Below are 12,440 nucleotides of genomic sequence, written 5' to 3'. Positions count from 1 at the left end.
TGAGTGTAGAGTGACTACACAACATAATGAACGCCTTGATAAGAACAAAACTAGCACCACTTACCCATGATTTGAATGATTGTATTAGTTTTAATAAAAGTAAGTCTTTGAAATATAAATGCAAATCTGTATTTTTCGACATTCCTTATCCCGAATTCGGGTTAACTATTTTATTTGGCTAAGAGGGGAAATACCAAAAAGTAAAGGCTATTACTTTATCTATTTTACCTTGGCAATAATGTACTCTGGGTATATTAAGATTGGGTGGCTCGGTTTATTTCTTACGGTGATCTGTGTCGCTAAAGCTACACAATATAGCCGTTTTAGTGTCAATTAACTTTACAACTTAAATTTGACCTATTTAATAAATGAATAAATATCATGAAGTTAGGATATGGCACTATATATGCTTTATGTGAGTGGATAGCGTGATGTCTAAGATTAATTAGTATTCTATCGATAATAATATTAATTTTAAAAGGAAGATTTTATTATGCGAAAACAATTGTCTCGTCTTAAGTTATCTAGTCTTATTGCAGCGGCATCTATGCTTGTCAGTCTGTCGGCACAATCAACGCTAGTGGGTTTTACCGGTGGTACTGTCACCTTTAACGATGGCACCACAGATACAACAGATAACTCGACCTCATTTGAAAATGTAGCCTCTTACGTGGAAAGTGGGTTTATTTTTGAGTTTACTTTTTCAGGAGCTCCTAGTGCATTTGCCTCGATTATTGGTGACTACTACAGCACAGGAAACGATGTTGTACACTGGCATTGGGATGAAGGGCCGTTTGGTCAAGTATCTGAAGTCCGTGTTTCTAAAGTAGATGGAACCACTTTTGATTTGGGTGGCTTTAGGGTTAGCACCAATACTTCCACTGGAGGTGGTGACGCTACTGGCAGTGAATTAGTTTCAATCAACACTGACAAAGCTAGTTCTATTTTCAATGTGCTGCCCGATAATTGGGGCTTAGGCTCAGGACCAGATCCATTAATCACCATCAATCCAACTAACAGTCTGTTCGACGATATATCGTGGTTCTCTTTTACTAACGATAGTGGTAGTACAGCAGTGGGAATGGGGCTGGATAATTTCTTCTTAGATGAGGCTGGCGATCCTAATGGTACAGACCCAACAACAGGGATACCAGCACCTGCAACTATATTTCTGCTAGCTTGGGGAGTATTTGCTTTAAGAGTGCGTCGCTCCTAGTCAAGAGCTGGGCAACTTCTATATGTGTTGTCCAGTTTTCTTCAACAAACTTCCTTCATTTAAAGCTTACCTAGCACAACAAAAATAGAAAATTTCTACTGCGCTTAATGTGTATTGCAAACTAAAAAACGCATTTTTTACATTATGTGTGCAGGTCTTGCCTTTTAATCTCAGAATTGTTCAAGTGGATATTTGCATATTGTACTTCAAGACCAAAACAAGACCTGATCTCAGACGGATTTTCAGAGTATAAAGTCGTTATTCAGTAACTAAACGCTAATACTATGTAAATGCAGGTCATTTTACCCTCGACTTGCGTTATCGCTATCGCTATACTACTGCGTCTTTTTATCAGGCTATCCTGGCTAGAAAGAAATTTTTCCTTTTGTCAGGGGGATTCGGGCACTAAAAAGTGTAACCGTATAATAATTATTTTACGCCGATAAAAGCCCATTAGTAATAAATAACATATAAGCGCAAGTATGCGCATAATTGAGGTATCAGAATGCAAGTTTCCGTTGAGACGAACAAAGGCTTAGAACGCCGTCTTACTATTACCGTTCCTGCTGAGTCAATTGATTCTGCAGTTAAGTCTCGTTTACAGCAATTAGCTAAAACCCAGAGAATTAATGGTTTTCGCCCTGGTAAAGTGCCTGTTAATGTTATTAAAAAACGTTATGGCCAAGCCGTACGTCAAGAGATTGCTGGTGAAGTTATGCAGCGCAATTTCTATGAAGCCATCACCCAAGAAAAAATCACCCCAGCAGGCATGCCTAGCTTCGAAATGAAAACGGACGAAGATGGTAAAGATTTAGAGTTTGTTGCTGCTTTTGAAGTGTATCCAGAAGTAGAAGTGAAAGATGTGGCTAAGATTAAGATCGAAAAGCCAGTAGTTGAGATTGGTGACAAAGATTTAAGTGGCATGATTGATACTTTACGTAAACAACATGCTAAGTACAAAGAAGTTAAGCGTAAGGCTAAAAAAGACGACAAAGTAACTATTGATTTTGTTGGTACTATTGATGGTGAAGTGTTTGAAGGCGGAAAAGCTGAAAACTTTGAACTAGAAATGGGCAAGGATCGCATGATCCCTGGATTTGAAAAGCCGATAGTAGGTAATAAAACTGGCGAAGAAGTGGTTGCTGATGTAACTTTCCCTGAAGATTATCATGCTGAAAAACTTAAAGGTAAAGCCGCGCAATTTACTATTTCAATCAAAAAGGTTGAACAGTTAGATTTACCTAAAGTGGATGAAGAATTTGCAAAATTATTCGGCATCGAAGACGGTGATATTGAAGCGCTTCACACTGAAGTACGTAAAAATATGCAACGTGAATTAGATCAAACTGTAAAAGCATCGGTTAAAGAGCAAGTAATCGAAGGTTTGCTAGAGAAAAACAAAATTGATTTGCCAAAAGCACTGGTTGATCAAGAAATCAATGCGTTACGCGAGCAAGCTAAACAGCGTTTCAGCGAGCAGCAAGGTGGCAATGTAGAAAATATGCCTGAGTTGCCAGCTGATTTGTTTGAAGAAAACGCGCGTAAGCGGGTTAGCATTGGTTTGTTGTTAGGTGAAGTGATTAAAACTAACGACCTTAAAGTCGATACTACAAAAGTAGATGCCTTGATTGAAACCGCCGCATCTGCTTATGAAGATCCACAAGAAGTCATCGAATATTACAAAAATAATGATGAGCTTATGCAACAAATGAACAATGTTGCCATGGAAGAACAAGCAGTTGAATTATTGCTTGAACAAGCCAAAGTGAAAGAAGTGAAGAAAACTTTTGATAAGATAATGAACAAACAGGCTTAATTTGCCTTTTGTTAATTGACTTATCTAGTCTGCAACTGCTTAAATGCTCGGTAACTACCGAGCATTTTTATTTGTGAAGAATTTTTATATATGATGAATACCCCTTTTGATCCAACAAACGCCTTAGTTCCAATGGTTGTCGAGCAAACTGCTAAAGGCGAACGTTCATACGACATCTATTCTCGATTATTAAAAGAGAACGTTATTTTCCTAGTCGGTCAAGTTGAAGACCATATGGCTAATCTTATTGTGGCTCAAATGCTTTTTTTAGAAGCCGAGAATCCAGAAAAAGATATTTTCTTGTATATTAATTCTCCTGGCGGCTCAGTGACAGCTGGTATGGCGATTTACGATACCATGAACTTCATTAAACCAAATGTAAGCACTGTGTGTATTGGTCAAGCGGCGAGTATGGGCGCGTTTTTGTTATCTGCGGGTGAAAAAGGCAAGCGCTATTGTTTACCAAATTCACGGGTGATGATCCATCAACCTTTAGGTGGTTTTCAAGGCCAAGCGTCTGATTTTGAAATTCATGCTAAAGAAATTCTGTCTATTAAAGAGAAAATGAATCGATTAATGGCTGAGCATACAGGCCAGAAATACGAAAAAGTGGCTCAAGATACTGACCGAGATAATTTTTTAAGTGCAGATGAAGCAATGAAATACGGTTTGATTGACCAAGTATTGTCGAGCCGACCAGACACCAGTCAAGCTGACACAAAAAGTGAATAATGATAGAGTGACGCTATGAGAGGTCTTAAGGCTTAAAGAGTTATAGCAAGTAACTAAAGGTTTAAGACTGAATCAGTCAGAGATAGGAAAAGATTGTAAATGAGTGATAAAAAAAGTAGCGAAGACGACAACAAACTTTTGTATTGTTCTTTTTGTGGCAAAAGCCAGCACGAGGTCAGAAAATTAATTGCTGGCCCATCGGTTTTTATTTGTGATGAATGTGTTGATTTATGTAACGACATCATTCGTGAAGAAATCAAAGAAATTGCACCGAAAAAGAAACAAGATGATCTACCTACACCAAAAGAGATCCATGCCCATCTTGATGATTACGTAATAGGTCAAGAACACGCGAAAAAGGTGCTTTCGGTAGCCGTTTATAACCATTACAAGCGTTTAAGAAATGGTGACGTACATGAAGGCGTCGAATTAGGTAAGAGTAACATTTTACTTATGGGGCCTACGGGTAGTGGTAAAACACTATTGGCAGAAACCCTTGCTAGATTGTTAGATGTGCCATTCACTATGGCTGATGCTACCACCTTAACAGAAGCGGGCTACGTAGGTGAAGATGTTGAAAATATCATTCAAAAGCTATTGCAAAAATGTGATTACGATGTAGAGAAAGCCCAGCGTGGTATTGTTTATATTGACGAAATAGACAAAATATCTCGTAAATCAGATAACCCTTCAATCACCCGAGACGTATCCGGTGAAGGTGTTCAGCAAGCATTACTTAAACTTATCGAAGGCACTATCGCTTCTGTCCCCCCTCAAGGCGGCAGAAAGCATCCACAGCAAGAATTTTTACAAGTCGATACCTCCAAAATTTTGTTTATATGTGGTGGAGCGTTTGCCGGTCTGGATAAAGTGATCGAGCAGCGCGCAAATACTGGCACAGGAATAGGCTTTGCTTCAGAAATAAAAGGTACCAGTAGCAAATCTGTAGAAGGAGAGTTACTTAAAAAAGTAGAGCCTGAGGATTTAGTTAAATACGGTTTGATCCCTGAGTTTATAGGGCGATTACCAGTATTGACTTGTCTTGCAGAACTAAGCGAAGACGCCCTGATACAAATATTACGTGAGCCTAAAAACTCATTAACTAAACAGTATTCAGCGTTATTTGGTATGGAAAATACTGAATTGGAGTTTCGTGACGATGCACTTCAAGCTATAGCTAAGAAGGCCATGGAACGCAAAACAGGCGCCCGTGGATTACGCTCCATAGTCGAAGCTGTATTACTAGACACTATGTACGATTTACCGTCTATGACAGATGTAAGTAAAGTTGTAGTCGATGAAACCGTTATTCGTGGTGAGTCAAAACCTATCTTGATATACGACAGCGGTGTAGATAAAAAAGCGGCTTCAGAATAATGTAAACTTAATACTAAAGGCTCGAAAGAGCCTTTTTTATTGAAAAAAAATCAGTAATTTGTCACCTTGCCAATTTAATACGGCTTTGTTTGAGTTTTTCATTTGAACTTTAGCAGGCTAACCCCATATATATTCGAATAATCCAAAAATGACAGTTTCAGTTGAATTTATACTCACACTCAACTGCAATGAGTTTAGAAAATTAATACGAGACCAAGTATGACTAAAAAGCGAGAAAATCCCATTGAAATGCCTGTTTTGGCATTACGTGATGTAGTGGTTTACCCACATATGGTCATTCCGTTATTTGTTGGGCGTGAAAAGTCTATTCGCTGTTTAGAAGCGGCGATGGATAAAGATAAACAAATTTTTTTAGTCGCCCAAAAAGATGCTGGTGTAGATGAACCCACAGAAGATGACATATTCACTGTTGGTACGATTGCAACCATATTGCAGTTACTTAAATTGCCGGATGGCACAGTGAAAGTGTTAGTTGAAGGAAATCAGCGGGGAAAGATTGATACTTTTGTTAACACCGATGACTTTTTTATCGCAGATGTACTGAGTTCATCAGACACTGAGCTCGCGGAATCCGAGCAAGAAGTACTGATTCGATCAGCAATTTCACAGTTTGAAGGCTACGTTAAACTTAATAAGAAGATCCCCCCCGAAGTTTTGACCTCGCTAAATGGTATTGATGACGCGGCACGTTTGGCTGATACCATGGCAGCACATATGCCTCTTAAGTTGGCAGAAAAACAAAAAGTACTAGAAATGTTAGGTATTACTGAAAGGTTAGAGTACCTAATGGCTTTGATGGAAAGTGAAATTGACTTGTTGCAGGTAGAAAGAAAAATTCGTACCCGTGTTAAAAAGCAAATGGAAAAGAGTCAACGAGAGTACTATTTGAATGAACAAATGAAGGCCATTCAAAAAGAGTTGGGGGAAATAGATGACGCGCCGGACGAATTTGAAGCGCTGAAGCAAAAGATCACTGACGCAAAAATGCCCGAAGAAGCTGAAAAAAAGGCCACTGCAGAATTAACCAAATTAAAAATGATGTCGCCCATGTCAGCCGAAGCCACAGTTGTTCGCAGCTACATTGATTGGCTAACCAATGTGCCTTGGGTGAAAAGAAGTGTGGTCAAAAAAGATCTTGCTCGTGCAGATAATATTTTGGACGCAGACCATTATGGTCTAGATAAAGTAAAAGAACGAATTATTGAGTACCTAGCGGTGCAACAACGTGTCAAAAAGCTCAAAGGTCCAATCTTATGTTTAGTAGGGCCACCTGGTGTGGGTAAAACCTCTTTAGGGCAGTCTATCGCTAAAGCTACAGGTAGAAAATATGTTCGGATGGCTTTAGGTGGGGTGCGCGACGAAGCTGAAATTAGAGGTCACCGCCGGACTTATATTGGCTCTATGCCAGGTAAGATGGTGCAAAAAATGGCTAAGGTGGGCGTAAAGAATCCACTTTTTTTACTCGATGAAATAGACAAAATGTCGTCAGATATGCGTGGCGACCCATCATCAGCATTATTAGAAGTATTAGATCCTGAGCAAAATAGTAGCTTTAGTGATCACTATCTAGAAGTCGATTATGACCTTTCAGACGTTATGTTTGTTGCAACTTCTAACAGCATGGACATTCCAGGCCCGTTATTAGATAGAATGGAAGTCATACGCCTCTCAGGTTACACCGAAGATGAAAAGCTTAATATTGCGACTCAACATTTGTTAGGTAAGCAAATATCCCGTAACGGTTTAAAGGAAGGTGAGCTAGTCATAGAAGAAAGTGCCATAATTGGCATTATTCGTTACTACACCCGTGAAGCCGGAGTACGAAGTTTAGAGCGAGAAATTTCTAAAATTTGCCGTAAAGCTGTCAAAAATATACTACTAGACAAAAAGCTAAAACAAGTTGTAGTCAATCAAGATAATTTAAGTGAATACTTGGGTGTACAGCGCTGTGATTATGGTAAGGCAGATAAATCAAATCAGATAGGGCAAGTAACAGGGCTAGCTTGGACACAAGTTGGCGGCGATTTGTTGACTATAGAAACAACCTCAGTAGTGGGTAAAGGTAAAACAACCTTCACAGGATCACTGGGTGATGTCATGCAGGAGTCTATTCAAACCGCAATGACTGTGGTGCGAAGCAGAGCCGAAAAGCTTAGGATTAACAGTGACTTTCACGAAAAACGCGATATTCACGTTCACGTTCCAGAAAGTGCCACGCCTAAAGACGGTCCCAGTGCAGGTATCGCTATGTGTACGGCGTTAATTTCTACATTAACAGGTAATCCTGTAAAGTGTGATGTTGCCATGACAGGTGAAATTACCTTAAGAGGAGAAGTGTTACCTATAGGCGGTTTGAAAGAAAAACTTCTAGCGGCGCATCGCGGTGGAATTAAAACCGTTATTATTCCAAAAGAGAATGAACGAGATTTAGAAGAGATCCCAGACAACGTAAAAGGCGATTTAAGTATCCACCCAGTGCAATGGATTGACGAAGTACTAGCGTTAGCATTAGCAGAGCATCCGGAGAAATTTAAGCCAATGGTTGCAAAAAAGGCTAAAAAACAGGCATAAAATGGTGTTTTTTTAGTTTTTTTTTGATTTTAGGGCTTCACTCTGTAAAAAGTTGTGGTAGCCTTTGAATCAGATTCGCTTAAGGCCTTATCAGCAAAGGGATTGAGACGATTCAATAAAAGTTAATAATTTGTAAACATATAGCTTGCAGTTCAGTTTCAAGCTTGATATAAACATTCGGCTTTGCATGTGCAGGCTAAAATATAATAACAATGGAAGGGGTTCATATTGTGAATAAGTCAGATCTTATTGATACCATCGCTGCAAGTGCAGATATTTCTAAAGCAGCTGCGGGTCGCGCATTAGATGCATTGACTGGTGCGGTTACTACAGCACTTAAAGATGGAGACCAAGTAGCATTAGTTGGTTTTGGTACATTCTCGGTACGTGAGCGTGCTGCTCGTAGTGGTCGTAATCCTCAAACTGGTGAGACTATTCAAATTTCAGCAGCTAAAGTGCCTTCATTTAAAGCTGGTAAAGCATTAAAAGACGCTTGTAACTAATCATTTAGTTCATCTTTATCAAAAGGCGATGATTTATCATCGCCTTTTGCTTTTGTGGCGTTTAACTTTTGTTTTATTAATGCGGATTGGTATATAATCCCGCGCGCCTGAGACTAAGACAATCTATGACGTCTTCAGTACTTATCAGTAATAGCTTATTTGGAGATTGGATTTTAGTATGTTGGAAAGAATCAGAGAAGGATCACAAGGCCCTTGGGCAATGGGGATCTTAGCATTAGTTATTTTAAGTTTTATATTTGCAGGAGTAGGCAGTTATTTTAATTCGTCTGCGTCTGGTGCCGCTGCCATTGTAAATGGTGAAGAAATAGGCCTTGATGAACTAGAACGTGCTTATCAAAATGAACGCTCGCGAATGGAGTCTCAATTTGGTGAAGCATTTGCTACATTAGCAAGTGATACCGCGTATCTACAAAACTTCAGGAAAGGTATATTAGACCGTCTTATTAGTGAAAAACTGCTCGATCAAGCCGCACAAGAATTAGGCTTGAGAGTAAGTGACGAGCAAATTAAATCAGCCATAGTGGCCATGCAAGAGTTTCAAGTAGAGGGTACATTTGACAATGACCGCTATTTAGCCATTTTGCGCCAAGCAGGATTTCAGACCAATAACTTTAGAGATTACATGCGTGTGGATATGGTACGTAGGCAAATTTCTCAGTCATTAATTGGGACTGAATTCGCCTTAACCAGTGAAGCAAAGAAAGCCTACCTCATGCAGCAACAATCTCGTGATGTTCGTTATGTGAATATCCCTGCAGCTAAGTTCTCAGACCAAGTGAGTGTGAGTGACGAGGAAATTTCAGCGTACTATCAAAGTAATATCAGTCAGTTTGATACACAACAGAAAGTAAGTTTGTCTTATGTTGAACTCACCCTAGAAGATTTATTGCCGACTATTGAAGTAAGCGAGAGTGAACTTACTGAATATTATCAACAAAATTTAGGTGATTATCGCACTGAAGCAGAACGCCAAGCGGCACATATATTATTTGAAAGTGCAGAGCCTGATGAAGCGATTGCGTCTAACGCTGAAGAGGTGTTGGCTAAAATCCAAAGCGGTGAAAACTTCGCAGACTTAGCTAAGACATATTCAAATGATACCTTCAGCGCTGAAAACGGTGGTGACTTAGGATGGTTTGGTAAAGGAGTTATGGATCCGGCGTTCGAAAATGCTGCGTTTACATTAGCCAATAAAGGAGATGTCAGCGGCGTTGTTAAAAGTGAGTTTGGTTACCATATCATTCAGTTAACAGACGTTAGGCCAGAACAGGTTACTGCATTTGAAGATGTTAAGGATGAAATAACAACTAAAGTTAAAACCTTTAAGGCAGAAGATAGCTTCTATGAGTTGAGTCAAAGAATCGCTGAAGTGGCCTTTGAAGTGCCAGACAATCTAGATGAAGTTGCTGATCTAGCGGGGAAGTCTATCGACACCACGCCTTTGTTTACTCGCAATAGCGCTCCTCAAAATGTCTCTAATCCTATTGTGTTGGCTAGCGCATTTAGCGATGAATTAGTTGAAGATAGAGTTAACAGTGATCTGTTGGAGTTAGGTAATAATCACATCATGGTTATACGAGTGGCCAAACACGAGCCAGAACGTACTAAGGCTATGGAAGAGGTTAAAGCACAAATTCAGCAAACATTGTCTGCAAACGCAGCACAACAAGCTGCTAGAGACTGGGCACTAGAAGTGAAAACAGCCTTGGATAACGGGGAAGATGTAGCCGCTAAATTAGTTTCTCAGGATTTAAGCTGGGAAGAAAAACAAGGCGTTACTCGAAACGATGCTACTTTGTCACAGGCTATAGTGGAATCTTTGTTTAAACTAGCTGCGGCAGATAGTAGTGTCGTTGACTTAGTTACCGGAGATATTGGCTTAGTGCAATTAACTAAAGTGAATGCTGCTTCAGAGGCAAGTGATCAACAAGTTACCGCTTTCCAGAGTCGTATGGCTTCGGCCAAGTCTCAAATGCTATATGGCGCGGTAATCGAGTCTCTAAAAGCACAGGCAGAAATTGAAGTTTATCAGTAACCTTGATTATTGAAATTTAAAAAAGAGCGTATATCGCTCTTTTTTTATGGGTGTGTGATCCATCCTAGCTATTCACTCGGTGATCCATAACAAGGAGACATAAAATCCTGCAATAACCGCGCAAAAAATAAAAATATAGATAAACCCTTGTTTTCCATCACCCAAACTATAGTGTTTCTGTTTCAAGTAAATGCACCATAGCAAACTTAATATAACCGGAATTAGCACCAAAAATTTTATCAAAATCATCTCTTCTTAAAGCTTTGTTAATCTTGATTCTAAGGTTCACAGAATAATATGCAATCTATACTAGGTATTTGCTTACTAATTGCATATAATCCGCGCGAAATTTTATCTGTCTTTTTATTTGCCATTAATGGGGCGAATATTAGGACCAAATATTACAAATACTGGAGTTACAAAAAATGGCCTTAGAGCGCACTTTTTCTATTATCAAGCCTGATGCAGTTGCTAAAAATGTTATCGGTGCAATTTACAATCGTTTTGAGTCGGCTGGCCTAAGACTTGTTGCGTCTAAAATGCTGCATTTGAGCAAAGAGCAAGCAGAAGGATTTTACGCAGAGCATAGCGAGCGTCCATTTTTTGGTGCTTTAGTGTCTTTCATGACATCAGGCCCTGTTATGGTTCAAGTACTTGAAGGCGAAAACGCAGTTTTGAAAAATCGTGAAATCATGGGTGCAACTAACCCAGCTGAAGCACTTGCTGGCACTTTACGTGCAGATTACGCCGCTTCAATTGATGAAAACGCTTGCCATGGTTCTGATGCTCCAGAATCAGCAGCTCGTGAAATTGCTTATTTCTTTAGCGACGAAGAAATCTGCCCACGCACACGCTAAGCGCAAATTATGCTTTAAATAAAGGGAGCTTCGGCTCCCTTTTGCGTTAATTATTGTATCTACTGCAAAAATTGAGAAATCGGTTAAAATGACAGCAGATTAGTTTAAGTATTGAGGTTTATTGTGACAACTGAAGTGGTTTCTGCCCATCCTAAAAAAATTAACTTACTTGATTTAACGCGAGACGGTTTACGCACATTTTTCAAAGAAATGGGTGAAAAAAACTTCAGAGCAGAGCAGGTTATGAAATGGATTTATCAGCAAGGTGTGGCTGATTTTGATCAAATGACCAATCTCAATAAAGCACTGCGTGAAAAGCTTAACAAAAAATGTGAAGTGAAAGCGCCAGAGATTGCGTACCAGCAGAATGCGACAGACGGCACAATTAAATTTGCTTTAAAGCTCGACGGGGGGCAAGAAGTTGAAACCGTTTGGATCCCTGATGGCGATCGCGCCACCTTGTGCGTTTCTTCACAAGTTGGTTGTGCCCTTGAATGTACTTTTTGTTCCACCGCCCAACAAGGATTCAATCGAAACCTAAAAGTCTCAGAGATCATCGGCCAAGTATGGCGCGTAGCCACCACTATTGGTTTGAATAATGATTCGGCCAAACGCCCGATTACTAATGTAGTGATGATGGGTATGGGCGAGCCACTACTAAATGTTAAAAATGTAGTGCCCGCCATGGAGCTTATGTTGGACGACTTAGCCTTTGGTTTGTCTAAACGCAGAGTGACTTTAAGTACGTCCGGTGTTGTGCCAGCCCTTGATATGCTTGGCGATCAAATTGATGTGGCTTTGGCTATCTCATTACATGCCCCTGATAACGCTCTTCGTGACGAAATTGTCCCAGTTAATAAAAAATACCCAATTGAAGTGTTTTTAGCCAGTGTAAGACGATACTTGGCCAAGTCAAATGCTAACCAGGGTAAAGTTACAGTTGAGTACGTGATGTTAAATGGTATTAACGATAGTACCGATCAAGCCCATGAGTTGGCTAAAGTGCTTGCCGATACACCATGTAAAATAAATTTAATTCCATTTAACCCCTATCCAGGATCTCCTTATACCTGCTCTAGCAACTCACGCATTGATCGCTTCGCTAAAGTCCTTATAGAATACGGAATTATTGTTGTTGTTCGACGTACTAGAGGCGATGATATTGATGCCGCTTGTGGCCAATTAGTGGGCGATGTTGTGGATCGCACTAAAAGAATGTTAAAAAAACAGCTGAAGGGCGAGACAATTTCAGTCAAGATGGCACAATAAGATTTATAGCGGCGATATTTTA

At 39.7% G+C, this 12,440-nt stretch carries 9 protein-coding genes; all 9 read left to right on the top strand.

The genetic code is table 11. The annotated features are described in order from the left end of the window. Window positions 1–493 precede the first annotated feature (493 nt). The 9 genes from Q0688_RS08445 to Q0688_RS08405 all read left to right on the top strand — a co-directional run bounded on the left by Q0688_RS08445 (window position 494) and on the right by Q0688_RS08405 (window position 12,418). Window positions 494–1,216 carry a hypothetical protein gene (locus Q0688_RS08445; RefSeq protein WP_299074915.1) on the top strand — a complete coding sequence of 241 codons (723 nt, stop codon included), beginning with the start codon at window positions 494–496 and terminating at the stop codon, window positions 1,214–1,216. 505 nt (window positions 1,217–1,721) lie between these two features. Further along, window positions 1,722–3,032: a trigger factor gene (gene tig, locus Q0688_RS08440; RefSeq protein WP_299074914.1), complete on the top strand. Its 1,311-nt coding sequence runs from the start codon at window positions 1,722–1,724 to the stop codon at window positions 3,030–3,032. A 90-nt stretch (window positions 3,033–3,122) separates the two neighbouring features. After that, the gene (gene clpP / locus Q0688_RS08435) at window positions 3,123–3,764 is read left to right on the top strand and encodes an ATP-dependent Clp endopeptidase proteolytic subunit ClpP (protein ID WP_299074913.1); all 642 of its coding nucleotides are present in this window, start codon (window positions 3,123–3,125) and stop codon (window positions 3,762–3,764) included. Between the two features lie 99 nt (window positions 3,765–3,863). Then, window positions 3,864–5,141 (top strand): ATP-dependent protease ATP-binding subunit ClpX, encoded by a 1,278-nt coding sequence (gene clpX / locus Q0688_RS08430; RefSeq protein ID WP_299074912.1) that lies wholly within the window; start codon window positions 3,864–3,866, stop codon window positions 5,139–5,141. Between the two features lie 219 nt (window positions 5,142–5,360). Continuing rightward, window positions 5,361–7,733, top strand: coding sequence for an endopeptidase La (gene lon / locus Q0688_RS08425; protein WP_299074911.1), 2,373 nt, complete (start codon window positions 5,361–5,363; stop codon window positions 7,731–7,733). Between the two features lie 230 nt (window positions 7,734–7,963). After that, window positions 7,964–8,236: an HU family DNA-binding protein gene (locus Q0688_RS08420; protein ID WP_034899285.1), complete on the top strand. Its 273-nt coding sequence runs from the start codon at window positions 7,964–7,966 to the stop codon at window positions 8,234–8,236. Window positions 8,237–8,414: 178 nt separating this feature from the next. After that, on the top strand, window positions 8,415–10,292 hold the full coding sequence (locus tag Q0688_RS08415; RefSeq protein ID WP_299074910.1) for a SurA N-terminal domain-containing protein: 1,878 nt from the start codon (window positions 8,415–8,417) through the stop codon (window positions 10,290–10,292). A gap of 425 nt (window positions 10,293–10,717) precedes the next feature. Further along, window positions 10,718–11,149: a nucleoside-diphosphate kinase gene (gene ndk, locus Q0688_RS08410; RefSeq protein ID WP_007623325.1), complete on the top strand. Its 432-nt coding sequence runs from the start codon at window positions 10,718–10,720 to the stop codon at window positions 11,147–11,149. Window positions 11,150–11,272: 123 nt separating this feature from the next. Then, window positions 11,273–12,418: a bifunctional tRNA (adenosine(37)-C2)-methyltransferase TrmG/ribosomal RNA large subunit methyltransferase RlmN gene (locus tag Q0688_RS08405; protein WP_299074909.1), complete on the top strand. Its 1,146-nt coding sequence runs from the start codon at window positions 11,273–11,275 to the stop codon at window positions 12,416–12,418. Window positions 12,419–12,440: the final 22 nt, after the last annotated feature.

Source organism: uncultured Paraglaciecola sp. (genome assembly GCF_937123705.1).
Lineage (GTDB): Bacteria > Pseudomonadota > Gammaproteobacteria > Enterobacterales > Alteromonadaceae > Paraglaciecola.
This window is presented reverse-complemented; position numbering and strand designations above follow the sequence as displayed.